The following is a 23,749-nucleotide window of genomic DNA, read 5'->3' as shown; positions in this document are numbered from 1 at the left end:
CCGCCTGCGCGGGGGCACGGTGGCGAAACGGCGTTCGGCGCGGCCGTGAATCTTTCCTTCTTGCGTTACTCCGACGGAGGCGGGGGTCGAGTTCGGCACGCGTATCGGTGAGGTGACGGCGTCGTCGAACGGGGCGGTGCTGGTTCATTTCGGGACAGGTTTCGTGCACAGCCACCGGCGACCGCCGCCGCTTGGCGATCGTGTACCGGGGCGCTAAGTCCTTGTGCGGGCGACCAGGCCCATGGAGGGATTGCCGATGAAACTGCTCCTGACCGCCGCGCTGCTGGCGATGCCGATCGCTGCAACCGCACAGACCGCGCCGACTCCGGCGGCACCGGCCGCCGCGAAACTGACCATCGACAGCAGCATCGAGAGCATTGCTGCGAACCCGAAGGGCAAGGCGATCCTCGACGCGACCTTTCCGGGCATGCTGGCGCATGAATCCTATGCGATGTTCAAGGGGATGAGCCTGAAGCAGGTCCAGCCCTATGCCAATGGCCGGATCACCGACGAACAGGTGGCGAAGGTCGCCGCCGAACTGGCGAAGCTCGGCTGAGATGGTGCGCGTCGGCCTGATCGGGTTCGGCCTTGCCGGCGCGTCATTCCATGCGCCGTTGATCGCATGCGTCGAGGGTATGGAACTGGCGGCGATCGCGACGTCGCGGTCGACCGACCGGTTCCCGACGGCGAAGCGCTATGCCGATCCACAGGCGCTGATCGACGACGACAGCCTCGACCTGGTGGTGATCGCGACGCCGAACGACAGCCATGCGCCGCTGGCGCAGGCGGCGTTGGCGGCGGGGCGGCATGTCGTGGTCGACAAGCCGCTGGCGATCGACGACGAGGATGCGGTGGCGTTGGTGCAGCTGGCGCGTGGCGCCGGGCGGTTGCTCAGCGTCTTTCACAATCGTCGGTGGGACAGCGACTTCCTGACCGTCGAGCGGCTGCTGCGCGACGATGTGCTGGGTGAGGTGATGCTGGCCGAGTTCCGCTGGGACCGGTTCCGCCCAGCGATCAAGTCCGGCTGGCGGGAGGAGGGCGGTCCGGGCAGCGGACTGCTCAACGATCTGGGGCCGCATATGATCGATCAGGCGATCCGCCTGTTCGGCATGCCCGATGCGGTGGCGGGTGACGTGACGCAGCAACGGCCGGCCGCTGGCGTCGACGATTATTTCGAGATTGTGCTCCGCTACGGCGCGCGGCGGGTGACGATCGGGTCGGCATCGCTGGTCGCAGCACCCCGGCCCCGGTTCGCGCTGCACGGGACCAAGGGCAGCTTCGTCAAATATTGCATTGATCCGCAGGAGGCAGTGCTGCGCGCCGGTGGGATGCCGACCGACAGCGGCTATGGCATCGAGCCCGAGGCGCAATGGGGCGTGCTGACCGATGGTGAGGGCGCGTCGCGGCCGGTGCGGTCGGAGGCGGGCGACTGGCGCGGCTATTACCGGGCGATGCGTGATGCGGTCCGGGGTGACGGCGCGGTGCCGGTCGATCCGGTCGACGCGGTGCGTGGGTTGCGGGTGATCGCGGCGGCGCGGGCGGGCTAAGCCGTCTGGCGCAACTCCACCCGACTCCCTAAATCGGCGGCGATGTCGGAAACACCCAACGCGCCCAATCGCTTCAACGAGGACAAGGCCAGCTTCACCGTGCGCGGGTCGGACGCGCCGGATATCGATGCCGGGATCGCCGCGATCCGCAACGTGCTGGCGACATTGCCGGTGCGGCCGGGCGTGTACCGGATGCAGGATGCGCGCGGCGAGGTGCTGTATGTGGGGAAGGCGCGGGCGCTGAAGAACCGCGTGGCGAACTATACGCAGGTGTCGCGCCTGACCAAGCGATTGCAGCGGATGGTCGCGCAGACGCGGTCGATGACGATCGTCACGACCAATAACGAGGCGGAGGCGCTGCTGCTCGAGGCGCAGCTGATCAAGCGCTATCGCCCGCCGTACAACGTCCTGCTGCGCGACGATAAGTCGTTTCCGTTCATCCTGTTGCGGGCGGATCACGACTTTCCGCGCATCCAGAAGCATCGCGGCGCGCGGCGGGCGAAGGGCAATTATTACGGTCCGTTCGCGTCCGCCGGATCGGTCACGCAGACGCTGAACGCGTTGCAGAAGCTGTTCCTGCTGCGGTCGTGCACCGATGGTTTCTTCAAGACGCGCGACCGGCCGTGCCTGCTGTACCAGATCAAGCGCTGTTCGGCGCCGTGCGTCGGGCGGATCGATCAGGCGGCCTATGCCGAGCTGATCTCCGATGCGAAGGACTTTCTGGCCGGCAAGTCGACCAAGGTGCAGGCGAAGCTGGGCGTGCAGATGCAGGCGGCGGCGGAGGCGATGGACTTCGAACTGGCCGCGGTGCTGCGCGATCGGTTGAAGGCGCTGACGTTCATTCAGGGGTCTCAGGCGATCAACGCGGACGGCGTCGGTGATGCCGATGTCTTTGCGATGGCGTGTCTGGAGGGGGTGATAGGCATCCAGGCGTTCTTTATTCGCGGCGGGCAGAATTGGGGGCATCGCAGCTTCTTCCCGGCGCATACCAATGACGTGCCCGAGGATGAGGTGCTGTCGGCCTTTCTGATGCAATTCTACGAAGAGGTGCCGCCGCCGCGCAACGTCTTCGTCGATCGCGAACTGGCGGAAGGCGAGGTTCTGGCCGAGGCGATGGCCGAGCGTGCCGGGTTCAAGGTCGCACTGTCGGTGCCGCAACGCGGCGTGCGGCGGCGGCTGCTCGATCAGGCGAAGCGCAATGCCGAGGAGGCGCTGCAACGGCGTAACGCCGAATCGACCACGCAGGCGCGGTTGCTGCGCGAGGTCGCCGAATTGTTCGAACTGGAAGGGCCGCCCGACCGGATCGAGGTCTATGACAACAGCCATATCCAGGGGACCAATGCGCTGGGGGCGATGGTCGTCGCCGGGCCGGAAGGGTTCCGCAAGGGCCAGTATCGCAAGTTCAACATCAAGCAGGCGCAGACCAACGACGACTTCGCGATGATGAAGGAGGTGCTGACCCGCCGCTTCGCCCGCGCACAGGAGGAGAATCCCGATCGCGAGACCGATCGCGACGGCAATGGCTGGCCCGACCTCGTGCTGATCGACGGCGGCAAGGGGCAGTTGAGCGCGGCCAAGGCGGTGCTGGAGGATCTGGGCATCGAGGATGTGTGCATGGTCGGCGTGGCGAAGGGGCCGCATCATGGCCGCGACGGGCGCGAGGTATTCCACCTGATGGACGGGCGCGAGCTGACGTTGCCGGTCAATTCGCCGGTGCTGTTCTATCTCCAGCGGCTGCGCGACGAGGTGCACCGTTTCGTGATCGGCGCGCATCGCGACAAACGGTCGAAGGCGATCGGCGCCAGTCCGCTCGACGAGGTGCCGGGCATCGGGCCGGCGCGGAAAAAAGCGCTGTTGATGCATTTCGGCACGGCGCGGGCGGTGCGCAATGCCAGCCTCGCCGATCTGCAAAAGGCGCCGGGGGTCAGCAAGGCGATGGCGCAGGGGGTGTATGACTATTTCCACGCCCGCTGAGCCGGTCGCGCTCGACGCGGCGCTGCTGGCGCGCGCAAGGGCGGCGGGGGTGGATGTCGTTGCGACCTGCGACGCGGCGCTGGCGCGGGCGATCGAGGAAGCGGCGCTGGCGACGCAGCGGGCGGAGAGCGCGGCGGCGATCGCGGAGTGGAACGACTGGGCCGGGTCGCCGCCGGGTGGGTGATCGCTAGGCCATCGCGCGTTCAGGGAAACTGCGGATCGCCAGCCAGCGTTGCGCCTCGCCCCGGTCGCCGCGGCCAAGCGCGCCGGCGGTCTGTGCGGCGGCAACCTGCAACGCGTTGCGGCCATGTTGCGCGACGAGGAAAATCGCGTCGGTCCGGTCGATATCGTCGATCATTCTGCCCCCGATATGGTTTAGAGCGTGATGGCATGGTTTTGACCCATCGGGATTGCGTTGGGGCGTTTGCCGGCGAGGAAGGACGCGCAGCGCGGGCTATCGGCCCGGGCAAGCTTCCTGACGACGTCCGGCGAGCGCCCCAACGCAACCGCATGGCGGCGGGCGAAAATGGCTGCGTGGCAGCGTTGCTCGTCGGTCTCGGGGGCAAAGCCCCGCTCGCTCCTTGCCACGCAGCCTTTTTCGCTCCGTCACGATGGGTCAAAATCATGTCATCACGCTCTTAATTCGGCCGCGTAACGGATCGGCCGACGATCCTGTTCCCGGAATGGAAGGAACGAAACCGGGCAAATTGCGGGACTTGCCCGCGGAATCTGCGCAGAATGCCAGCCGATGTGCGGGGATGGATGGTTAACGCTCGATCGGTCCGCAGCGTGCTGACCTTGCTGACGACCGCCGGTCATTTCATCGGATATTTACGCGCCACGGGCAGGACAGCAGCATGACGACCCCCGTCTTCCTGACGATCGATACCGAACTGATGTGGCGGCACCATGCCGCCGATCTGCCGGCCGATACCGTGGTGCAGCGGTCGCTCGAACCCGCCGGGGTCGGGGTGACGTGGCAGCTCGAACGGTTGCGCGCGCATGGGCTGAAGGCATGTTTCTTCGTCGATCCGCTGCCGGCGCGGCTCTATGGCATGGCGGCGATCGCGCCGACCGTCGAGGCGATCCTGGCGGCGGGGCAGGAGGTGCAGTTGCACCTGCATCCCAATTGGGCGGGGGCGGCGCTGGCGGACCGGCGCCGGGCGCATGTGTTCGAACTGGTCGACCTGTCGCGGCAGGAACAGCAGGACCTGTTGGGCGAGGCGCGCGACCTGTTGGGCGCCGCCGGGGCGCCCGATCCGGTCGCGTTTCGCGCGGGCAGCTATAGTGCCAACGACGTGACGCTCGATGCGCTGGCAGCGCTCGGCTTCGCCTATGACAGCAGCCATAATGGCGCGCACCATCCATGGCCGAGCATGATCGCGCTGTTGCCCGACGTGATCGCGCCGGTCGCGCATCGCGGGCTGATCGAGGTGCCGGTGACGACCATCGCCATGCCGGGCGGCGGGCGGCGGCATTTCCAGATTTGCGCGCTGTCGGCGGCCGAGATGCGCGCGGCACTGGCCCATGCCGCCGCGCAGAACCATGCCGCGGTGACGATCGTCAGCCATGGCTTCGAACTCGCCAACCGGAGCGGTACGCGGGCGAACGCGGTCCATGTCCGACGGTTCGAGGCGCTGTGCCGCACGCTCGCGAAGCACGCCGATCGCCTGCCGACGACGCATTTCCGCGATCGTCCGGCATTGCGGCTGGGACAGGACGACCGGCCGCTGCCGGCCAGTGCGCTGCGGACGCGGTGGCGGCAGGCCGAACAGCTCTGGTCGAACTGGATCGAGGAGCGCGCCGCGTGACGCAGGTCCAGCCCTGGCCGATCAGGTTCCAGATCGGCGCGCGGACGCTGTTTTCGGTGCGGCGGCGGCTGGTGCGCGTGCCGATGGAGTTGCACGACGTGCTGGCGGGGGAGGTGCCGGTGCTGCCGCCCTTGCCCAAGGGCGCGGATGGCTGGTCGGTGACCTCGCTGCCCGAGCCGCTGATGCCGGCGGCTGTTGCGGAGGCGGGGATCGTGTTCGTGCGGCAGCGCTATACGCGCTACTACACCGACCTCACGATCGGGTTCGATGCGTGGTTCGCGGGCCTGTCGGGCAATGCGCGGTCCTCGCTTAAGCGCAAGCGCAAGAAGCTGGCCGAGGTGAACGAAGGCGCGCTCGACATCCGCACCTATCGCACCGCGCAGGAACTGGCCGAGTTTCATGGCCTCGCGCGCCGCGTGGCCGAGCGGACCTACCAGGAAAAGCTGCTCGGCGCCGGGCTGCCGGCCGATGTGCCGTTCCGCGCGGTGATGCAGGGCAAGGGCGCGCGAGGCGAGGCGTTCGGCTGGCTGTTGTTCGTAGGCGGCACGCCGATCGCGTACCTCTATTGCCCGATGAGCGGGGGCGATGTTCGCTACGACTATGTCGGGCACGATCCGAGCTGGGGCGAATGGTCGCCGGGCAGCGTCCTGCACATGGAAGCCTTCCGCACGCTGTTCGCCGAGCCGGCGGCGCTGCGGTTCGATTTCACCGAAGGCGAAGGGCAGCATAAGCGGCAGTTTGCGACCGGGGGGACGGTGTGTGTCGACCTGCTGTTGTTGCGCGACAGTAGAGCCAATCGGGCGGTGGTGCGGGCGTTGCAGGCGTTCGATGGAGTGGTCGAGCGGGTGAAGCGGGCGCGGGACTGGCCGGTGGTTGATAGGTTGGTGAGTAGGGTACGTCGTGGTTGATCTCATTGCGATCGAAGCTAGCGTGAAGGCCCTAAACCTCAAATCAACGTAAAGCGTGTCGAGTAGCATTCGGTACGGCAGCGTTGCAGCTGACCGATAGTTCGGACAGTATGCGATATGGCTGCTAAACGTCTCTTTTTGAGCTTCGGGGTGATCGTAGCTCTAGTGATATTGGCCGGCGTTATCTGGTATGCAATTGATCGGCCAAAAGTTCTAGAGTTGGCTTGCAAGGCGGGATTGCCGAACTTTTCTCGGCCAGAAGGGATTCCGAGTAATGCAGTTCACTGCGTCATCTTGGGTGAACTCGAAACAATCAACGGAGTCGTTTTCTCGAGCGATCATGGTTCATCCCTTGCCATACCGGGCGCGACGGTTCCTATTTCGCTATGGTTCGGCGATTTTCCTTCAAGCCTTTCGAAACAGATCAGGCGGTCTTGGGCAGAAAAGTGCGTGAATGGGGCATCTGTGCAGTTGGTGGGTTGGCGAACGCGAACCGCAGGTTCGTACGGAGAAACTGGATTTGCGACCGAGCAGTTTTACGTTGACCACGTAACCGCAGTCGGTCCTCTTCCGAAATGGATACTTGTCGATATCGACAAGCACGCGAGATACTGCAAAACGCTACAAAGCTATCTCTGATACTCCTAACCCGCATGGTATCAAACCCTGCTAAACCAACCCCATGCACCTCAACACCACCGCCATCCTCCTCTCTGCGCGCCCACATGGCGAGCATGGCGCGGTCGTGCGAGCGTTGACCGCGCAGGCGGGCGTCCAACCGGGCTATGTCCGCGGCGGGCGGAGCCGGGCGATCCGGCCGGTGCTGCAACCCGGCAATATCGTGCGGGGGGACTGGCGGGCGCGGAGCGATACGCAGTTGGCGGCGCTGACCGTCGAACTGGTCGAGAGTCGGGCGCCGTTGTTTGCCGAGCCGGTGCCGGCGGCGGCGATCGACTGGATGTGTGCGCTGACCGCCTATGCCCTGCCCGAGGCGCAGCCCTATCCGCGCATTCATGCCGCGCTCGACGGGCTGTTCGCGGCGATCGCCGCGGCCCCGGCGGCGCGGGCGTGGATCGGGGCGCTGGTGCGGACCGAGTTGCTGATCCTGTCCGAACTGGGCTTCGGACTGGCGCTCGACGAATGTGTTGCGACGGGGGTGCGCGATGACCTGACCCATGTCAGCCCCAGGAGCGGCGGCGCGGTGTCGCGCGGGGCTGCGGTCGGGCTGGAGCACCGGCTGCTGGCACTGCCGGCGTTTCTGGCGGAGGGTGGGCCGGCGAGCTGGGAGGCGACGTTCGACGGCCTCGCGCTGTCGGGTCATTTCCTGTCGCGCGACCTGCTGGGCGGCAGGGGGCAGGACGTATTGGCGGCACGCGAGCGGCTGGTGGAGCGATTGAAAAGGACGGTTGCGTGACCCGCCCGGCTTGGGGCAGGGGCTTTGGCCGACGAAACGCGCAATCTTCGTGCGCGAAACAGGAATGACGCAATGGCCTTGATCGCGATACTGCCCGGCGACGGGATCGGACCGGAAGTGGTGGCGGCGGCGCGCCGGGTGCTCGACGCGCTCGATCTGAACCTGACGTTCGAGGAAGCGCCGGTCGGTGGCGCGGCGTACCGCGCGCATGGCCATCCGCTGCCACCGGCGACGCTTGATCTCGCGAAGCGCGCCGATGCGGTGCTGTTCGGTGCGGTCGGCGATCCGGAATTCGACAATGTCGCGCGCGAACATCGTCCCGAACAGGCGATCCTGGGCCTGCGCAAGGCATTGGGGCTGTTCGCCAATCTGCGTCCGGCGAAGCTGTTCGCGGGGCTGGAGGATGCGTCCGCGCTCCGCCCCGAGGTCGCCGCCGCGATTGACATGGTCATCGTGCGCGAGCTGACCGGCGACGTCTATTTCGGCGAGAAGGGCCGCGGCACGACTGCCGAGGGGCTGCGTGAGGGCCACGACCTGATGCGCTATGACGAGGCCGAAGTGGCGCGCATCGCCCGCGTCGCGTTCGAGACCGCGCGGACCCGCAACCATCGGCTGTGTTCGGTCGACAAGGCGAACGTGCTCGAGACCTCGCAATTGTGGCGCGACGTGGTGATCGAGGTATCGGCCGACTATTCCGATGTCGCGCTGACGCACATGTATGTCGACAATGCCGCGATGCAGCTGGTGCGCAATCCGGGGCAGTTCGACGTGATCGTCACCGGCAACCTGTTCGGCGACATCCTGTCGGATCAGGCGAGCATGTGCGCCGGTTCGATCGGTATGCTGCCCTCGGCCGCGATCAACCAGGACAAGAAAGGCTTGTACGAGCCGATCCATGGTTCGGCGCCCGATATCGCCGGGCAGCGCAAGGCCAACCCGCTGGCGACGATCCTGTCGGCGGCGATGATGCTGCGCCATTCGCTGGGGCAGGCCGACCCTGCGGACCGGATCGAGGCGGCGGTGACGGCGGCGCTGGTGGCGGGGCATCGGACGCCCGATCTGGGCGGGAGCGCGACGACCGAGGACATGACGAACGCGGTGTTGGCGGCATTGTGATCCTTACGCGCTATCGTATCCCCGCGCAGGCGGGGATCCAGTGCCGCGAAAGACATCGCCTGTGGCTCTGGACCCCCGCCTGCGCGGGGGTACGGTAGTGCGTTTATGACTACCCTCGATCTCGCTATCGTCGTTCCCGTCTTCAACGAGCGCGGCAACGTGCCGTTGCTGGTCGCGGCACTCGACACGGCATTGGCCGGCCTCGCGTGGGAAGCGATCTTCGTCGACGACGACAGTCCCGACGGCACCGCCGATGTGGTGCGGGAACTCGCCCGGCGCGACCCGCGCATCCGCGTGCTCCAGCGCATTGGCCGGCGTGGGCTGTCGACCGCCTGTATCGAGGGGATGTGCGCCACCGCCGCGCCACTGGTCGCGGTGATCGATGGCGACCTGCAACATGACGAGGCGCTGTTGCCGCGCATGGCGGCGACGCTAGCGAACGATCCGGCGCTCGATCTGGTGGTCGGCTCGCGCTTCGTGGCGGGCGGCGGGACCGGGGCGTGGGACGCCGATCGCGTCGCCAAATCGGCGCTCGCCACCCGCCTGTCGCGGCGCGTGCTGAAGGCCGATCTGTCCGATCCGATGAGCGGCTTCTTCATGATCCGCAGCCATGTGGTGCGCTCGGTCGCGCCGCGGCTGTCGGGGATCGGGTTCAAGATTTTGCTCGACATCCTGACCGCCGCGCCGGAGCCGCTGCGCTTCGTCGAACTGCCCTATGTGTTCCGCACCCGCGCGGTGGGGGAGAGCAAGCTCGACCATGTCGTCGCGCTCGAATATTTGATCGCGCTCTACGACCGGATGTTCGGGCGGGTGGTGCCGGTGCGCTTCGTCATGTTCTCGGCGATCGGCGCGGCGGGGGCGATCTTGCATCTGGCGGCGCTGGGGCTACTGCTGGAGTTGGGCAGCGGGTTCGTGGCGGCCACGATCGCCGCGACGATGGTCGCGATGACGTTCAATTTTTTCCTGAACAACCATCTGACCTATCGCGACCGGCGGCTGCGCGGGGCGCGGGCGCTGGTCGATGGCTGGGTGTCGTTCTGTGCGGTGTGTTCGGTCGGGGCGGTGGCCAATGTCGGGCTAGCGGCATTTCTATACGACGTGCGCGGGGGCGCATGGGCGTTGCCGGCGCTGGCGGGCATCGCGGTCGGCGCAGTGTGGAATTTCGCGCTGTCGTCGCGCTTTACCTGGGGGCGGTATGGCCGGCGGGCGGCCTAACGCCAGCTGTCGAACCACATCCAGCGATTGAACGCCTGCGGCCCCGACAGCGGGGCGGCCGAGAGGATCGGGTAGAAATAGACGAACAGCATGATCGCGGGCAGCGCGAACCATTCGTCGGCGCGGGCGAGGCGGCCCTTGGCATGGGCATGGAAGGCGGCGGCGAGGGCGAGGCACAGCCAGATGCTCGACAGATGGTAATAATAATAGAAGCCGAGCGATTTGGGGATCACCGCCCAGACCGCGAGCGACCCGACCCAGAGCAGCCCGACCCCCAGCAGCGCCGGTGCCCGCCGCTTCCACCCGCTCCACAGGCACACCGCGACCGCCAGCAATCCGCCCCACATGATCGCCGGATTGCCGAGCAGCAGCACGCCGCGCTGCACCCCGTCATCGGGTTCGTAGAAATACCAGATCGGTCGCGCCAGCAACGGCCAGCTCCACCAGCTCGATTGATAGGGATGCGCCGCCAGTATCTGCGTTTGGCGCTGGTACATGTCCCATTGGAACGGCAGCAGCCGTGCGAAGGTCAGCGGTTCGGAGGCGTAGAAGAAGGCCGGGGCGAAGGTCGCGAAATAGGTGGCGATGCTGACGACCCCAAGGATCGCCAGCGCCGGGATCAGCCGCAGCCCCGGCCAGTAATCGCGTCCGCCGCTCTTGCCCCATAGCAGCAGCATCCCGGCCCCGGCGACATAGGGCACCGCCGCCCATTTGACACCGACCGCCAGCCCGAACAGCAGTGCCGCCAGCGTCAACCGCCATGCCGCCCGCCCGCGCATCGACCAGAGCAGCGCGGCAATGCCGAGCGTCACGAACGCGCCGAGATAGACTTCCAGCATCGCGGTCCGCGCCTCGACCAGCAAGGTCTGGTTGAGGATCGCCATCGCCGCGCCGAACGCCGATAAATGCGTCCGCCGGAACAGCAGTTGCAGGATCGCGAAGACGCCCAACACCGTCGCGGTCCCGGCCAGCGTCCCCATGATCCGCCAGCCCCATGGCGTGTCGCCGAACAGCGCGATGCCGAGCGCGATCCATTCCTTGGCGACAAGTGGATGTTCGGGATTGGCCGGATAGGCGAGCGTCAGCAGGATCCGCGCGGCGGGGACGTAATGCACCTCGTCGAACGACAGCCTGCCCGGCCGCCCGAGCCCCCATGCGAACAGCAATTGCGCCGCCACGCCGATCAGCAGCGCGGTGGTCCAGGGGCGATCGCGCAGGCGGGAGAGCATGGGGGGCGTGTAGCGGAACCGCCAGCCCAAGCAAATCCTCCCCGGCACGGGGAGGGGGACCAGCGAAGCTGGTGGAGGGGGATGTCCGTATCCGGAACCGTCGCGTTGCGCGGCCAACCCCCTCCACCATCCTGCGGATGGTCCCCCTCCCCGCGGGGCGGGGAGGAATTCGTTAATCCGCCTATCACTTGCCACATTCGGTCCTTAACGGACCGTTCATGGCATTGATCGATACGTTCCTGTCGCGCACCGTTCGTCGCGGCACCCTGTCCCTGACCCACGCCGATGGCCGCACCGTCCGTTTCGGCAGCCCCGACCCGGCCTTTCCCGATGTCGCGATCCGCTTCACCAAGTCCGGTGTCGCCGGCCGCATCGTCCGCCATCCCGCACTGGGCGCGGCGGAGGCGTTCATGGACGGTGAGCTGGTCATCGATCGCGGCGACATCCGCGATCTGGTCGAATTGCTGACCGGCAACACCCCGTGGGGCCGGGGCGGCGGATTGCAGCCGTCGCTGCCGATCCGCCTGTTCGACGCGGTCCGCCACCGCGTCGACCGGGTCAACATGGCGCGCCGGTCGAAGCGCAACGTCGCGCATCATTACGATTTGTCGGACCGGCTCTACGCGCTCTTCCTCGATACCGACCTGCAATATAGCTGCGCCTATTTCACCAATGCCGACAACGGCCTCGAACAGGCGCAGATGGACAAGAAGGCGCATATCGCCGCCAAGCTGGCGTGTCAGCCGGGGATGCGCGTGCTCGACATCGGCTGCGGCTGGGGCGGGATGGCGCTGTATCTGCACGAAAAGACCGGGGCCGAGGTGCTGGGCGTCACCCTGTCCGAAGAACAAATCAAGGTCGCGCGCCGCCGCGCCGAAGCCGCCGGCGTCGCCGACAAGGTCAAGTTCGAGCTGATCGATTACCGCCACGTCACCGGCCGGTTCGACCGGATCGTGTCGGTCGGCATGTTCGAACATGTCGGCCCGCCGCAATATGGTGCCTTCTTCCGCAAATGCCGCGAGCTTCTGACCGATGACGGGGTGATGCTGCTCCACACCATCGGCCGGATGGGCGTGCCGGGGGTCACCGATACCTTCACGACCAAATATGTCTTCCCCGGCGGCTACAACCCGGCGCTGTCGGAGATCGTGCGCGGCTACGAAGGCACCAAGCTGATCGCCAGCGATATCGAGGTGCTGCGCGTTCATTATGCGCTGACCATCGACCATTGGTATGCGCGTACGGTGGCGGCGAAAGACCAGATCGTCGCGCTGTACGACGAGAAATTCTACCGCATGTGGACCTTCTATCTGGCCGGCGCGGCGGCGGCGTTCCGCCATGGCGGCATGGTCAATTACCAGGTGCAACTGACCCGCGACCGCTGGGTCCTGCCGTTGACGCGCGACTATATGGTCGAGGAAGAACGACGGTTGCGCGGGTAGTCGGTACGCGCCCCGGATCGGGTCCGGGGCGGCGGGTTCTCAACCGACGGTGATGCCGACGACCTTCCACTCGGTCGCTTCCTGATCCAGCATCACCGTCTCGATCTGTTCGCCACCCTTGGCGTAGCGGGTGCGGAACTTGACCGATCGATAGCCATAGGGCGGGGCGGGGACATATTCCTGCCCGATCAGCGTCCGCGACACGACCGGACCGAGCGGCGTGCGGACTTTCTCCGATACATCGGCCCACACGTGCTCGGTGTTCAGCTTGCGGAACGCGACGCCGAACCGGCGATAGCTGTCGCTCCAGCGGCCCTGATCGACCAGTTCGAGGAAGGCGCGCGCCGCTTCGGGGGCGGGGGTCGCCGGTGCGGTCGCGGGGGGCGGGGGCGGCGTCTGCACCGTTGCGGGTGTCAGGGTGAGGGCAAGCAGGCCGAAGGTGAGAGTCATCAGCAAAGCTCCGATCCAGAACCGGGGCGACCGGACGGCCGGCCCCGCGCCGTCGTCCGGCGCGGTTTCGACATCGATCGCGGTTGCCGCCGCGTCGTCCCCGTTTCTGTTGTCCGTCAATTTTTCGGGGGTCGCGCCTTCCGCCTCGAACAGCATCCGCGCCGCCTCACGGCTGCTCGACACCGCCAGCTTGCGCCGCACGTCGCGCAGCCGTTCGTTGATGGTATGGACCGACAGGCCCAGCGTGACCGCCACCGACTTCGCATCATGCCCGCGCACGATCAGACGCAGCGTCTGCTTTTCCTTCTCGGTCAGGGCGTCGAGGGCCGTCTTGGTCGGCATATTCATGGTGTTCGGCCTATGGCCGGGGCGGGGGTGGGGCCACCCCCAAAAATTTGGGGGGCGGTTCGCCGTTCTCCTCCCTCTCTGATCCAAACGTCGCCCCAGCGAAGGCTGGGGCCTCCCGCGGCTCCTGTCTTGTGCGATCACCGGAAGATCCCAGCCTTCGCTGGGATGACGGGCGTGGGAGCGGGCGTGCGCCCTCAATCCTCGCCGAAGCGGTCCTCGACCAGTTGCGCGAGTTGCCCGACCACCGCTTCGGCGCCATCGCCCGACGCGCTGATCGTAATATGGTCGCCCTTGGCCGCGCCCAGCATCATCAGCCCCATGATCGACGTACCGGTGACGCGCGATCCATCCTTTTCGACGCTGACCTCGATCGGTTGCGCGGCGGCCATCGTCACGAATTTCGCGGACGCGCGGGCGTGCAGGCCGCGGCGGTTGGTGATCTGCACGGTGCGCGAGGTGGTCATGCCGCTGCTTCCCCCAGAACCTCGCTGGCGACCGAGATATATTTGCGGCCCGCCTCGCGCGCGGCGGCGACCGCTTCGGCGACCTTCATGGCCTTGCGCGCACCGCCCAGCCGGATCAGCATCGGCAGGTTGATGCCGGCGATCACCTCGATCCGACCGGTTTCCATCAGCGAGATGGCGAGGTTGCTGGGCGTGCCGCCGAACAGGTCGGTCAGCACGATCACGCCCTGTCCGGCATCGACCGCGGCGATCGCGGTGGCGATGTCGGCGCGGCGTTCCTCCATATCGTCCTCGGGACCGATGCACACCGTCTCGATCCGCTCCTGCGGGCCGACGACATGCTCCATCGCAACGACGAACTCCTGGGCAAGACGACCATGCGTCACCAAAACCAACCCGATCATGTTCGTCGTCGTTCCTACATCCGTCATGGTGCGCGCCGTGCGCCTTCCAGCGAGTCCTGCGGCGCGGTGCCGAGATCGCGATGGTCTATCGTGGGCGAAAAACCCTGTTCGCGCAACCATGCCCCCATGCGTTCGGCGACATGGACCGACCGGTGTCTCCCGCCGGTACACCCGAACGCGATGGTGACATAGGATTTGCCCTCTGCCTTGTACCGCGGCAGCAGGATCGACAGCATCGTTTCGAACGAGGCGATGGCCGCGTCATAGGCGGGATCGGCTTGGACATAGGCGGCGACATCGGCGTCGAGGCCGGTGCCCGGCCGCAGCACCGGGTCCCAGTGCGGATTGCGCAGGAACCGCATGTCGAGCACGATATCGGCGTTGCGCGGCACGCCCCGCGCGAAACCGAACGACAGCACCGACAGCACCGGATCGGCGCTGCCCGGCGCGGCAAAGGTCTCACGCACCCATTCGGACAGCGCGTTGCGCGAGAAGTTGGTCGTATCGAGCAGCCGATTGGCGAAGGCGCGGAGCGGTTCGAGCACCTCGCGCTCGGACTCGATCCCGTCGGCGGCGGTGCGATCGGTCGCCAGCGGATGGCGGCGACGCGTCTCGTTATAGCGGCGCTCCAGCTCGGCCTGGCTGCTGTCGAGGAACAGCACGCTGACGCCCAGATCGGGCCGGTCGCGGATCGCGTTGACAATCTGTTGCGCATCGAAGCCGCGCGTGCGCGTGCCGATGCCGATCGCCAGCTGCCGCTCGGCATCGGCGGGGCTGGCGGCGATCAGGTTGCCGAGCAGGCGCAGCGGCAGGTTGTCGACGATGTCCCAGCCGCTATCCTCCAGCGTCTTGAGCACCGTCGACTTGCCCGCCCCGGACATGCCGGTCACGAGCAGTATATCGGCATGGCGCATCATCGGAGAATCCTGTCGAGCATGAGGTCGATCTTGGCGGGTGCCGAGGCTTCGAGCAACGCCAGTCTATAGGCGGGGATGGCGATCCCGGCGATAAGCTGAGTCGACGGTTCGGGCATGCGCTCGGGCGTGCCGGCTTCGACGAACAGGGCGATGGCGACGCTCGGCACGGTCGGGCGATCGACGATGCCGATCCCGCGCACCTCGATCCGGCCGGCGATGGTGGCAGGGGCGGTCGCGCGGAGTTCGTCACCTTCTGCATGGAGCAGCGTGTAATCGTCGCTGACCAGTATCGCGCCACGCTCGATCAGCCGCAGCGCAAGGTCTGACTTGCCCGATCCCGACGGGCCGGCGATCAGCACGCCGACCCCGCGGATCGCGACGCAGCTGGCATGGATCGGCGGGTCGCTCATGCGCCGGCGATCGGCAGCTGTACGACGAAGCGCGCGCCTTCGCGGCTGTCGCGGCGTGATTCGGCGGCGATCATACCGCCATGCCCTTCGACGATGGTCCGGGCGATGGCAAGGCCGAGGCCCGAATGCTGGCCGAACGCCTCGCCACCGGGGCGGACCGAATGGAAACGGCGGAACACCGCCTCGCGCTGTTCGGGGGGGACGCCGGGGCCGTCGTCGCTGATTTCGATCTCGACGAGGTCGCCGTCGTTGCTGCCGCCGATCCGCACTTCGCCGCCGGGCGGCGAGAAAGAGATGGCGTTGTCGATCAGGTTGGCGAACACCCGCTCCAACCGGGCGCCTTCGCCGTTCACGACCAACGGATCGTCGCCATCGCGCTCGAACTGCAGCGTGACGCCGCGCTCGACCCCGCGATCGACGCGGTACGCGACCAGCGCCGCGATCAGCGCCGCCAGATCGACATCCTCGAACTTCGCCCGGGCCAGCTGCGCATCGAGGCGTGAGGCGTCGGAAATGTCGGTGATGAGCCGGTCGAGCCGGTGGACATCGTCCTGCACGATCGCCAGCAACTGGTCGCGCAGATCGGGGTCCTTGACCGTGGCGAGGCCATCGACCGCCGATCGCAGCGAGGCCAGCGGGTTCTTCAATTCATGCGTCACGTCGGCGGCAAAGGCTTCGGTCGCGTCGATCCGGCTGCGCAGCGCCCCGGTCATGTCGGACAGCGCGCGGGCGAGCATGCCGATTTCGTCGCGGCGGCTGGGCAGGCGGGGCACCACGACCTCACGGTCGCGGCCCAGCCGCACCCGGATCGCGGCGCGCGCCAGCATCCGCATCGGCCGGACGATGGTGCGGGCGAGGAACAGCGACAACAGCACCGACAGCAGGAACGCGACCGCGAGGACCAGGCTCAATCGCGCGCGTTCGGTCCGCACCGTCTGGGTAATGTCGCGGGCGTTGACCGTCGCCATCAGCACCCGGTCCTCGGGCAGCGGCGCGGCGGCGGTGACGACCGGCGTGCGGTCGGGCGCGCGCCATACCGTCGCCGCCGTGCCACCGGTGGTGCGCACCGTCACCACGTCGGGCCAGCGCAGGCCGCGTCCGGGTGCGCGTTCGCGGTACAGCGGGTCGCGATCGTTGCGCACGACGGTGTCGATCACCGCGTCCAGCGCGCGCGCGGCATCCTGTTGCCAGCCATCCTTGTCGGGATCGAGCAGCTGGAAATTGCGCACGCCCAGCTGCCGGCTGTCGGCGACCAGCCGCCCGCGCCGGTCGTAGATGCGCAGCCGCAGCCCCGATTTGCGCGCGAAATTGACCATTTCGTCGGTGCGTTCGTCGGGCGCCAGCAGCGTCAGCGCCTCGGCGATCAGCCGGACCTCGCGCTCGGCCTGCGCCACCCGCCCGTCGACGATCCGCGCGCGGTAGCTGTCGAGATAGAAGAAGCCGCCCGCCAGCAGCGCGAGTGCGAAGATGTTGACGAACAGGATGCGCGGGGTCAGCGACACGCGGCCCGACCAGCGCAACGACAGTGCGCCTTCGTCGGGCGGCCGGTCGATGGGATCAGCGTCGGGCATGCCTCTCCCCAACCACTACCGTACCCCCGCGCAGGCGGGGGTCCAGGGGCCCCAACCACCAGCCGACGTTTTGCTCGGCTCTGGACCCCCGCCCGCGCGAGGGTGCGGCGAGGCTGGCCATCTCAATCGTCGGCGAAGCGATACCCCGCGCCATACAATGTCTCGATCGCGTCGAATTCCTTGTCGACCTGCCGGAACTTGCGGCGCAGGCGCTTGATATGGCTGTCGATGGTGCGGTCGTCGACATAGATGTCGTCCTGATAGGCGGCGTCCATCAGCTGGTTGCGGGTCTTGACGATGCCGGGGCGGCTGGCGAGCGTTTCGAGGATCAGGAATTCGGTGACGGTCAGCGTCACGTTCTCGCCGTTCCACGTCACCTTGTGCCGCGCCGGGTCCATGGCGAGGCGCCCGCGTTCGAGTACCGGCTGCCCGCCTTCAGCGCTGCCCGGCTCGCCCGCCTGTGCCGGTTCGGCCCGACGCAGGATGGCGCGGATACGCGCGATCAGCAGCCGCTGCGAAAACGGCTTGGCGATATAGTCGTCGGCACCCATCGCCAGGCCCAGCGCCTCGTCCAGCTCGTCGTCCTTGCTGGTCAGGAAGATCACCGGCAACCGGCTGCGCTCGCGCAATCGGCGCAGCAACTCTAGGCCGTCCATGCGCGGCATCTTGATGTCGAGCACGGCCAAGTCGGGCGGATTTTCGGCAAATGCCTTCAACGCCACTTCGCCGTCCGAATAGACGCGGGTCGTGAACCCTTCGGTCTGCAACGCGATCGAGACGGAGGTCAGAATGTTGCGGTCGTCGTCGACCAGCGCGATCGTGGCGGTCATGGCCTGGGGTCCGTCTGCATCGCGATCAGGGTTAGGGGAAAGGGGGGCTAGGCTCAATGGGTTCGGCAAACTCAAATCATCATATAATTGTTCGCCGTATTCGGTTCGTCCCATATTGGTCGCCCACAACAAACGGCATGTCGAAAATCATGTTTAACGTGTTTGACGACGTGCTCTGCCAAGCATAGAGGAAGCACAGCGAACTCGGCGCGGGACGGCGGACATGGCGTGCGCTGCCCGTGATTCGACAGGGAGAAGGGCAGCATGGCGATCGTGACGCCGCAATACGGGCTGGCAGCGATGGGAATCGAGACCGGGGCCGATGTGCACTGGAATCTGCAGACGCCGCAGCTCGTCGAACAGGCGGTGGCCCGGGGCGAGGGGCGGCTGGCCAAGGACGGCCCGCTGGTCGTCACCACCGGCCGCCATACCGGCCGCAGCCCGCAGGACAAGTTCATGGTCCGTGACGCCATCACCGAAGATACGGTGTGGTGGGGCAAGACCAATCGCGCGATGAACCCCGAACATTTCGCGGCGCTGAAGGCCGACTTCCTCGAACAGCTGACCACCGAACCGACGCTGTTCGTGCAGGACCTGTTCGGCGGATCGCAGCCCGAACACCGGGTGAAGGTGCGCGTGATCAACACGTTGGCGTGGCACAATCTGTTCATCCGCACGATGCTGGTCCGGCCGGAAGCCGCCGACCTGCCCGATTTCATGCCCGATTTCACGATCATCGACCTGCCGACCTTCCGCGCCGATCCCGAACGCCATGGCTGCCGCACCGAAACGGTGATCGCGGTCAGCATGACCGAAAAGCTGATCCTGATCGGCGGCACGCAATATGCCGGCGAGATGAAGAAGTCGGTGTTCGGCCTGCTCAACTTCCTGCTGCCCGAAACCGGCACGATGCCGATGCACTGTTCGGCCAATATCGGCCCGAACGGCGACACGGCGGTGTTCTTCGGCCTGTCGGGCACCGGCAAGACGACGTTGTCGGCCGATGCCAGCCGCACGCTGATCGGCGACGACGAACATGGCTGGTCCGACACGGCGGTCTTCAATTTCGAAGGCGGCTGCTATGCCAAGATGATCCGCCTGTCGGCCGAGGCCGAGCCGGAAATCTTCGCAACGACCAAGCGCTTCGGAACCGTGCTGGAAAACGTGGTCATGGACCCGGACACCCGCACGCTCGACCTCGACGATCCCAGCATCGCCGAAAATTCGCGCGCCGCCTATCCGATCGACTTCATCCCCAATGCGTCGAGCGACAATATGGGGCCGACGCCGCGCAACGTGGTGATGCTGACCGCCGATGCCTTCGGCATCCTGCCGCCGATCGCGCGGTTGACCCCTGACCAGGCGATGTACCACTTCCTGTCGGGCTATACGTCGAAGGTCGCTGGCACCGAGATCGGCGTGACCGAGCCGGAACCGGTCTTCTCGACCTGCTTCGGCGCGCCGTTCATGCCGCGTCACCCCTCGGTCTATGGCAATCTGCTGAAGGAGCGGATCGCCAAGGGCAATGTCGATTGCTGGCTGGTCAATACCGGCTGGACCGGCGGCCAATATGGCGAGGGACGTCGCATGCCGATCAAGGCGACGCGCGCGCTGCTCAACGCCGCGCTCGACGGGTCGCTGGCCGATGCCGAATTCCGCACCGATCCCAATTTCGGGTTCGAAGTGCCGGTATCGGTACCGGGCGTCGACGCCGCGATCCTCGACCCGCGTTCGACCTGGGCCGATGGCGATGCGTATGACCGCACCGCCGCCAAGCTCGTCGACCTGTTCAACCACAACTTTGCGCAGTTCGCCGATGCGGTCGACGCCGGCGTCCGCGACGCCGCGCCCAAGGTGCGCGAACTGGCGTAACGGTCAGGAGAGGGAGCGCCCCCGCCACGCAGCGGGGGCGCCTTTTTGGTTCGAAGACGTTTCTGTCACGCTCGTCACCGCAGCGAAGGTGAGGCCTTTGCTACGGTCCACCAGCTATCGCCGAACCCATTCGTACCCCCGCGGAGGCGGGGGTCCAGAGCCAAGCAAAACAAAGGCTTGCGCCTCTGGCCCTGGGTCCCCGCCTTCGCGGGGACACGGCGGCGGATCTTTTCGGAGGTCTCGCGAGGGCTGGAATATCCCACCAATTGCTCGACCTGCCATCGCGTAACCTGCTGTAAGTTAGCGACTTTATCCGGAACCGGCCTGATCCGCCCGCCGTTCCCGACGCATTCGCCAGCGAAGGGACGACCATGGACTATCGCAAGCTGGGCTTCGGCCTCGGACTCTTTTCGATTGCGCTTGGCGCAGTCGAACTGCTCGCCACAAAACGCATTACCGCATCGCTCGATGCCGATGGGCATGAGGGGCTGGTAAAGGGCTTCGGTGCCCGCGAACTGCTCGCCGGGGCCAATCTCCTCGCCGCGCCCGCCGTCGCCACCAATGTCTGGAACCGGGTGGCGGGCGACGCGATGGACCTGACCGCGCTCGCCTTCGCCGCCCGATCGGCGCCCAGGAACCGGGCGGTGTGGGGATCGATCGCCTTCGTCATCGGCGCGACGCTGCTCGACATCGTCACCGCGCGCGGGCTGGATCGCACGACCGGCAAGACGCTGCCCGTTCGCGCGGGATAGCAATCGCGATTGCGGCGTTATGGCCCGGATGACCGATCCCAATCGCGCCGCTCTGACCCTGCGCGCCGGCCGCAAGTTGCGGCTGAAGGCGGAGGTGTCGGTGACCCCGGTCGGGCTGTTGTCGATCGGCGCGTTGGTCTCCGCAATCCTGTTGTCGAGCGCGGCGATTGTCGTCGCGGCGCGTCGTTGAAGGAGGGGCGATGTTCTACGACTCCAACGCCTGGCCACCGCCGCCCGACGGCTATGAACCGCCGCAACCGCCCGCGCGACTGACCCGGCCGCAGGAACGGGTGATGATCGGCACGATCGCCATGTTCCTACTGGTCATGTTCATCGGCCCGCTCGCCGGATCGTCGGTGGTGCTGGCGCTGTTGTCGCTGTTCACCTAACCGCGAACGAACGTCCAGCGATCCCCCTCCGCCCCGGCAAAGCGATAGCCGTCGCTGTCGAACCCCTGCATCGCGTCGACATCGGTCACCCGATGTTCGCACATCCACCGCGCCATCATCCCCCGCGCGCGCTTCGCATGGAAGCTGACGAAGCGCGGCCCGTCCGGCCCGTTCTCGCGGAAATCGACGTCGATCACCCGCACATCGCCCGGCAGCTTCCCCGCCACCGCATGCCAATATTCCTGGCTGGCAAGGTTCAGCACTACCGCGTCGCCGCTTGCCGCCACGTCCTGTGCCAGCAGGTCCGCGATCCGCGTCCCCCAAAAGCCATAGAGGTCGCTCGCCCGCCCCGGCGCCCAGCGCGTCCCCATTTCCAGCCGATAGGGTCGAATCACGTCCATCGGCCGCAGCAGCCCGTACAGCCCCGACAGGATTCGCACATGATCCTGCGCAAAGGCGAAACCCGGCTCCTCCAGCGACTTCGCATCGAACCCGGTATAGACGTCGCCGGCGAACGCCAGCAGCGCCGGCCGCTCGGGCGCACCGTCGAATTCGCGATAGCGCCGTGCGTTCAGCTCGGCGAGTTTCGGCGAAATCTTCATCAGCGTCGCCAGCTTCGCCGCGCCCAGCCGCGCCGCCCCGCGCGCAATCTGTCCGGTCTGCTCGGGCAGGCGCGGCATGCTGTGCTGCGGCAAAGCGGGCAGGGGGCTGTCGTAATCGAGCGTCTTGGCGGGGGAAAGGATCGCGATCATCGTCGTCGCCTATCCGCCCGCACCGCTGTCGTCAAAGGGAGGGACCCCAACCGTTCAACGCGCGTTCACGCGGTGTCCGGCAACGGACGACGCGCGCCCGCTTGTGCGGATGCGTCGTTGGACCTACAGGAACCGCGCCTGCCGGGCGTGTTTCCGGCACCAGTTTTCGGGAGAGATCACGGCATGACGTTCGTTTCCAAGGCTGCCCTCGCCGCCATGCTCGGCCTGGGTGCAACCCTGGTCGTCGCCCCGCCGGCCGACGCCCAGAAGCGCAAGAAGGAAGAAGCTGCCCCCGCCGGCCCGCAGGTCAGCGAAGCATTCCGCACCGCGATCCTCGCCGCCGACGCCGCGGTGAAGGCGAAGGACTTTGCGACCGCCGATGCGCAGCTCGCCGCTGCGCAGGCGGCGATGACCGCCGGCAACCAGGACGAGGCTTATTTCCTCGCCCAGATCAAGGTGCAGGCCGCACAGGGCAAGAACGATCGCCCGGCACTCGCCGCCGCGATCGATGAATTGCTCGCCAGCCCCAAGCTGAAGCCCGAGGAACGCGGTGGCCTGTATTTCAACCGCGGCATCCTCGCGCTCGACGCGAAGCAGGGCGACGCCGCCAAGCAGTTCTTCCAGCGCGCGCAGCAGGCTGGCTATAACGACCCCGACCTCGACCTGCGCCTCGCCCAGATCGAGATTCAGGGCGGCAATATCGATGCCGGCATCCAGAATATGGACAAGGTCATTGCCGCGAAGAAGGCCGCCGGTCAGCCGGTGCCGTCGCAGTGGTACGACTATATGGTGTCGCAGCTGTACAAGGCGAAGCGTTCGGCCCAGGCCGGCCAGTGGGCGCGCCGTCAGCTGACCGACTATCCGACCCAGGCGAACTGGCGCAAGGTGCTGATCCTGTTCCGCGACCGTGCCGACAATAACGGCGCGACGCTCGGCAACCAGGCGCGTGTCGACGTGCTGCGTCTGATGCGCGATACCAAGTCGCTGGCCGACCAGAACGACTATCGCGAATATGCGCAGGTCACGCAGGACATCGGCCTGCCGTACGAAACCGTCACGCTGATCGACGAAGGTCGCGCGCAAGGCAAGATCCCGGCATCGGCGACGGTGTTCAACGGTATCAAGACCACCGCCCAGACCCAGATCAAGGCCGATGGTTCGGTCGCGGCGCTCGAGACCCGCGCGAAGTCGGGCGCGAACGGCCGTGCCGCGGCGGCAGCCGGCAACGTCTATCTCGCGACCGGCAACAACGGGAAGGCGATCGAGCTGTATCAGCTGGCGCTCCAGAAGGGCGGCGTGGACGCTGACGAAGTCAACACCCGCATCGGCATTGCCCAGGCACGTTCGGGCAACGCGGCCGAAGCCAAGGCGTCGCTCGCCAAGGTGACCAACGGCCCGCGCGGCGAAATCGCGACCTTCTGGACGCTGTTCGTCGACCAGCCGCGCATCGTCGCCTCGACCCCGGTCGTCGGCAACAACTGATCGCGGTCAGCATGACTACGAAGCGGCCTGGACAGGCGACTGTCCGGGCCGTTTTTGTTTGGGCGGGCCTACCTTCATCCACAGAAAAAACCGTTCGGTTCGAGCAGCTTCGAGCTTGTCGAGAAGCGCCCGTCGAGAACGCTGTAGTTTTGGGCACCGCCTTCTCGACTACGGTTCTCGACAGGCTCGAACCTGCGCTCAAAGCAAACGGGAGAGGGCGAGGGTAGGAAGCGCAGGAAAGACGCCGCATCCAGGACTTGGAGTCCCAAGCCACAACCCACAAGCCACAAACCCCAAATCCGTTCGGTTCGAGCAGCTTCGAGCTTGTCGAGAAGCGTCCGTCGAGAACGCGCCGTTTGTGGCACCACCTTCTCGACGACGGTTATCGACAAACTCGAACCCGCGCTCGAAGCGAACGGGTGGAGGGCGAGCGGCCGGTGGGGTAGGGGGAA

26 protein-coding genes are annotated in these 23,749 nt (G+C 66.7%); 16 read left to right on the top strand and 10 right to left on the bottom strand.

Annotated features, from left to right (window positions below; genetic code table 11):
• The first annotated feature begins 256 nt into the window (after positions 1-256).
• Genes ACTHQV_RS08810 through ACTHQV_RS08795 form a run of 4 tightly spaced genes read left to right on the top strand, consistent with a single transcriptional unit; the run spans position 257 to position 3,705 of the window.
• Positions 257-556: a hypothetical protein gene (locus ACTHQV_RS08810; RefSeq protein ID WP_440489662.1), complete on the top strand. Its 300-nt coding sequence runs from the start codon at positions 257-259 to the stop codon at positions 554-556.
• A gap of 1 nt (position 557) precedes the next feature.
• On the top strand, positions 558-1,547 hold the full coding sequence (locus ACTHQV_RS08805; protein WP_440489661.1) for an oxidoreductase: 990 nt from the start codon (positions 558-560) through the stop codon (positions 1,545-1,547).
• Between the two features lie 42 nt (positions 1,548-1,589).
• Complete coding sequence (gene uvrC / locus ACTHQV_RS08800) at positions 1,590-3,521, top strand: excinuclease ABC subunit UvrC (protein ID WP_242116130.1); 1,932 nt, start codon at positions 1,590-1,592, stop codon at positions 3,519-3,521.
• A complete protein-coding gene (locus tag ACTHQV_RS08795; protein WP_440489660.1) occupies positions 3,499-3,705 on the top strand; it encodes a type II toxin-antitoxin system CcdA family antitoxin in 207 nt (68 codons plus the stop codon). Before uvrC ends, ACTHQV_RS08795 begins: the two co-directional genes overlap by 23 nt.
• A 3-nt stretch (positions 3,706-3,708) precedes the next feature.
• On the opposite strand, the gene ACTHQV_RS08790 is transcribed toward ACTHQV_RS08795, so the two are convergent.
• The gene (locus ACTHQV_RS08790; protein ID WP_440489659.1) at positions 3,709-3,879 is read right to left on the bottom strand and encodes a hypothetical protein; all 171 of its coding nucleotides are present in this window, start codon (positions 3,877-3,879) and stop codon (positions 3,709-3,711) included.
• A 499-nt stretch (positions 3,880-4,378) separates the two neighbouring features.
• On the opposite strand from ACTHQV_RS08790, the gene ACTHQV_RS08785 reads away from it, so the two are divergent.
• The 6 genes from ACTHQV_RS08785 (at position 4,379) to ACTHQV_RS08760 (ending at position 9,985) form a co-directional block, all read left to right on the top strand.
• Entirely contained in the window at positions 4,379-5,332 is a 954-nt protein-coding gene (locus ACTHQV_RS08785) for a polysaccharide deacetylase (RefSeq protein ID WP_440489657.1), read from the top strand.
• A complete protein-coding gene (locus ACTHQV_RS08780) occupies positions 5,329-6,240 on the top strand; it encodes a GNAT family N-acetyltransferase (RefSeq protein ID WP_440489656.1) in 912 nt (303 codons plus the stop codon). The genes ACTHQV_RS08785 and ACTHQV_RS08780 overlap by 4 nt, the downstream gene beginning before the upstream one ends.
• Before the next feature lie 117 nt (positions 6,241-6,357).
• Positions 6,358-6,879: a hypothetical protein gene (locus ACTHQV_RS08775; RefSeq protein ID WP_440489654.1), complete on the top strand. Its 522-nt coding sequence runs from the start codon at positions 6,358-6,360 to the stop codon at positions 6,877-6,879.
• Positions 6,880-6,922: 43 nt separating this feature from the next.
• Entirely contained in the window at positions 6,923-7,654 is a 732-nt protein-coding gene (gene recO / locus ACTHQV_RS08770) for a DNA repair protein RecO (RefSeq protein ID WP_440489653.1), read from the top strand.
• Positions 7,655-7,726: 72 nt separating this feature from the next.
• Positions 7,727-8,770 carry a 3-isopropylmalate dehydrogenase gene (gene leuB, locus ACTHQV_RS08765; protein ID WP_440489652.1) on the top strand — a complete coding sequence of 348 codons (1,044 nt, stop codon included), beginning with the start codon at positions 7,727-7,729 and terminating at the stop codon, positions 8,768-8,770.
• A 105-nt stretch (positions 8,771-8,875) separates the two neighbouring features.
• Positions 8,876-9,985 (top strand): glycosyltransferase family 2 protein, encoded by a 1,110-nt coding sequence (locus ACTHQV_RS08760; RefSeq protein ID WP_440489651.1) that lies wholly within the window; start codon positions 8,876-8,878, stop codon positions 9,983-9,985.
• Here the strand turns inward: ACTHQV_RS08760 and ACTHQV_RS08755 are convergent.
• The gene (locus ACTHQV_RS08755; RefSeq protein WP_440489650.1) at positions 9,982-11,214 is read right to left on the bottom strand and encodes a phospholipid carrier-dependent glycosyltransferase; all 1,233 of its coding nucleotides are present in this window, start codon (positions 11,212-11,214) and stop codon (positions 9,982-9,984) included. The genes ACTHQV_RS08760 and ACTHQV_RS08755 overlap by 4 nt on opposite strands.
• A gap of 218 nt (positions 11,215-11,432) precedes the next feature.
• On the opposite strand from ACTHQV_RS08755, the gene ACTHQV_RS08750 reads away from it, so the two are divergent.
• A complete protein-coding gene (locus ACTHQV_RS08750) occupies positions 11,433-12,656 on the top strand; it encodes a class I SAM-dependent methyltransferase (protein ID WP_440489649.1) in 1,224 nt (407 codons plus the stop codon).
• Between the two features lie 39 nt (positions 12,657-12,695).
• On the opposite strand, the gene ACTHQV_RS08745 is transcribed toward ACTHQV_RS08750, so the two are convergent.
• The 7 genes from ACTHQV_RS08745 to ACTHQV_RS08715 form a co-directional block, all read right to left on the bottom strand.
• Positions 12,696-13,448 carry a DUF4019 domain-containing protein gene (locus tag ACTHQV_RS08745; protein WP_440489647.1) on the bottom strand — a complete coding sequence of 251 codons (753 nt, stop codon included), beginning with the start codon at positions 13,446-13,448 and terminating at the stop codon, positions 12,696-12,698.
• A 200-nt stretch (positions 13,449-13,648) separates the two neighbouring features.
• Positions 13,649-13,918 carry an HPr family phosphocarrier protein gene (locus tag ACTHQV_RS08740; protein ID WP_440489645.1) on the bottom strand — a complete coding sequence of 90 codons (270 nt, stop codon included), beginning with the start codon at positions 13,916-13,918 and terminating at the stop codon, positions 13,649-13,651.
• A complete protein-coding gene (locus ACTHQV_RS08735) occupies positions 13,915-14,322 on the bottom strand; it encodes a PTS sugar transporter subunit IIA (protein WP_056454184.1) in 408 nt (135 codons plus the stop codon). The genes ACTHQV_RS08740 and ACTHQV_RS08735 overlap by 4 nt, the downstream gene beginning before the upstream one ends.
• 23 nt (positions 14,323-14,345) lie before the next feature.
• Positions 14,346-15,203, bottom strand: coding sequence for an RNase adapter RapZ (gene rapZ / locus ACTHQV_RS08730; protein WP_440489942.1), 858 nt, complete (start codon positions 15,201-15,203; stop codon positions 14,346-14,348).
• A gap of 32 nt (positions 15,204-15,235) precedes the next feature.
• Positions 15,236-15,649, bottom strand: a complete 414-nt coding sequence (locus tag ACTHQV_RS08725; protein WP_440489644.1) for an HPr kinase/phosphorylase — start codon at positions 15,647-15,649, stop codon at positions 15,236-15,238.
• Positions 15,646-17,220, bottom strand: coding sequence for a stimulus-sensing domain-containing protein (locus ACTHQV_RS08720; protein WP_440489642.1), 1,575 nt, complete (start codon positions 17,218-17,220; stop codon positions 15,646-15,648). Before ACTHQV_RS08720 ends, ACTHQV_RS08725 begins: the two co-directional genes overlap by 4 nt.
• Positions 17,221-17,342: 122 nt before the next feature.
• Entirely contained in the window at positions 17,343-18,050 is a 708-nt protein-coding gene (locus ACTHQV_RS08715) for a response regulator transcription factor (protein ID WP_440489641.1), read from the bottom strand.
• 264 nt (positions 18,051-18,314) lie between these two features.
• Here ACTHQV_RS08715 and ACTHQV_RS08710 point away from each other — a divergent pair, with 264 nt between their 5' ends.
• The 4 genes from ACTHQV_RS08710 to ACTHQV_RS08695 all read left to right on the top strand — a co-directional run bounded on the left by ACTHQV_RS08710 (position 18,315) and on the right by ACTHQV_RS08695 (position 21,063).
• Positions 18,315-19,922, top strand: coding sequence for a phosphoenolpyruvate carboxykinase (locus ACTHQV_RS08710; protein WP_440489639.1), 1,608 nt, complete (start codon positions 18,315-18,317; stop codon positions 19,920-19,922).
• A gap of 371 nt (positions 19,923-20,293) precedes the next feature.
• On the top strand, positions 20,294-20,674 hold the full coding sequence (locus ACTHQV_RS08705) for a hypothetical protein (RefSeq protein WP_440489638.1): 381 nt from the start codon (positions 20,294-20,296) through the stop codon (positions 20,672-20,674).
• Positions 20,675-20,693: 19 nt separating this feature from the next.
• Positions 20,694-20,864: a hypothetical protein gene (locus ACTHQV_RS08700; protein ID WP_440489636.1), complete on the top strand. Its 171-nt coding sequence runs from the start codon at positions 20,694-20,696 to the stop codon at positions 20,862-20,864.
• Positions 20,865-20,874: 10 nt separating this feature from the next.
• Positions 20,875-21,063 (top strand): hypothetical protein, encoded by a 189-nt coding sequence (locus ACTHQV_RS08695; RefSeq protein ID WP_440489634.1) that lies wholly within the window; start codon positions 20,875-20,877, stop codon positions 21,061-21,063.
• Here the strand turns inward: ACTHQV_RS08695 and yaaA are convergent.
• Entirely contained in the window at positions 21,060-21,815 is a 756-nt protein-coding gene (yaaA, locus tag ACTHQV_RS08690; protein ID WP_440489633.1) for a peroxide stress protein YaaA, read from the bottom strand. The two genes, ACTHQV_RS08695 and yaaA, sit on opposite strands and share 4 nt — an antisense overlap.
• A gap of 183 nt (positions 21,816-21,998) precedes the next feature.
• Here yaaA and ACTHQV_RS08685 point away from each other — a divergent pair, with 183 nt between their 5' ends.
• On the top strand, positions 21,999-23,297 hold the full coding sequence (locus ACTHQV_RS08685) for a tetratricopeptide repeat protein (protein ID WP_440489632.1): 1,299 nt from the start codon (positions 21,999-22,001) through the stop codon (positions 23,295-23,297).
• Positions 23,298-23,749 lie beyond the last annotated feature (452 nt).

Origin of the sequence: Sphingomonas sp. SAFR-052, assembly GCF_051965015.1 — a bacterium.
Classification (GTDB): domain Bacteria; phylum Pseudomonadota; class Alphaproteobacteria; order Sphingomonadales; family Sphingomonadaceae; genus Sphingomonas.
Note: the sequence above shows the minus strand (reverse complement) of the source record. Positions and strands in the feature narration are given on the sequence as shown.

Coding starts and splice junctions, on each gene's coding strand:
- ACTHQV_RS08735 (WP_056454184.1), bottom strand. CDS start 14,322: ATGATCGGGTTGGTTTTGGTGACGCATGGTCGTCTTGCCCAGGAGTTC.
- ACTHQV_RS08790 (WP_440489659.1), bottom strand. CDS start 3,879: ATGATCGACGATATCGACCGGACCGACGCGATTTTCCTCGTCGCGCAA.
- ACTHQV_RS08785 (WP_440489657.1), top strand. CDS start 4,379: ATGACGACCCCCGTCTTCCTGACGATCGATACCGAACTGATGTGGCGG.
- ACTHQV_RS08760 (WP_440489651.1), top strand. CDS start 8,876: ATGACTACCCTCGATCTCGCTATCGTCGTTCCCGTCTTCAACGAGCGC.
- ACTHQV_RS08710 (WP_440489639.1), top strand. CDS start 18,315: ATGGCGATCGTGACGCCGCAATACGGGCTGGCAGCGATGGGAATCGAG.
- ACTHQV_RS08715 (WP_440489641.1), bottom strand. CDS start 18,050: ATGACCGCCACGATCGCGCTGGTCGACGACGACCGCAACATTCTGACC.
- ACTHQV_RS08745 (WP_440489647.1), bottom strand. CDS start 13,448: ATGCCGACCAAGACGGCCCTCGACGCCCTGACCGAGAAGGAAAAGCAG.
- rapZ (WP_440489942.1), bottom strand. CDS start 15,203: ATGTCCGGGGCGGGCAAGTCGACGGTGCTCAAGACGCTGGAGGATAGC.
- uvrC (WP_242116130.1), top strand. CDS start 1,590: ATGTCGGAAACACCCAACGCGCCCAATCGCTTCAACGAGGACAAGGCC.
- yaaA (WP_440489633.1), bottom strand. CDS start 21,815: ATGATCGCGATCCTTTCCCCCGCCAAGACGCTCGATTACGACAGCCCC.
- ACTHQV_RS08805 (WP_440489661.1), top strand. CDS start 558: ATGGTGCGCGTCGGCCTGATCGGGTTCGGCCTTGCCGGCGCGTCATTC.
- ACTHQV_RS08810 (WP_440489662.1), top strand. CDS start 257: ATGAAACTGCTCCTGACCGCCGCGCTGCTGGCGATGCCGATCGCTGCA.
- recO (WP_440489653.1), top strand. CDS start 6,923: ATGCACCTCAACACCACCGCCATCCTCCTCTCTGCGCGCCCACATGGC.
- ACTHQV_RS08725 (WP_440489644.1), bottom strand. CDS start 15,649: ATGAGCGACCCGCCGATCCATGCCAGCTGCGTCGCGATCCGCGGGGTC.
- ACTHQV_RS08750 (WP_440489649.1), top strand. CDS start 11,433: ATGGCATTGATCGATACGTTCCTGTCGCGCACCGTTCGTCGCGGCACC.
- ACTHQV_RS08740 (WP_440489645.1), bottom strand. CDS start 13,918: ATGACCACCTCGCGCACCGTGCAGATCACCAACCGCCGCGGCCTGCAC.
- ACTHQV_RS08705 (WP_440489638.1), top strand. CDS start 20,294: ATGGACTATCGCAAGCTGGGCTTCGGCCTCGGACTCTTTTCGATTGCG.
- ACTHQV_RS08720 (WP_440489642.1), bottom strand. CDS start 17,220: ATGCCCGACGCTGATCCCATCGACCGGCCGCCCGACGAAGGCGCACTG.
- ACTHQV_RS08775 (WP_440489654.1), top strand. CDS start 6,358: ATGGCTGCTAAACGTCTCTTTTTGAGCTTCGGGGTGATCGTAGCTCTA.
- ACTHQV_RS08695 (WP_440489634.1), top strand. CDS start 20,875: ATGTTCTACGACTCCAACGCCTGGCCACCGCCGCCCGACGGCTATGAA.
- ACTHQV_RS08755 (WP_440489650.1), bottom strand. CDS start 11,214: ATGCTCTCCCGCCTGCGCGATCGCCCCTGGACCACCGCGCTGCTGATC.
- ACTHQV_RS08685 (WP_440489632.1), top strand. CDS start 21,999: ATGACGTTCGTTTCCAAGGCTGCCCTCGCCGCCATGCTCGGCCTGGGT.
- ACTHQV_RS08700 (WP_440489636.1), top strand. CDS start 20,694: ATGGCCCGGATGACCGATCCCAATCGCGCCGCTCTGACCCTGCGCGCC.
- ACTHQV_RS08795 (WP_440489660.1), top strand. CDS start 3,499: ATGACTATTTCCACGCCCGCTGAGCCGGTCGCGCTCGACGCGGCGCTG.
- leuB (WP_440489652.1), top strand. CDS start 7,727: ATGGCCTTGATCGCGATACTGCCCGGCGACGGGATCGGACCGGAAGTG.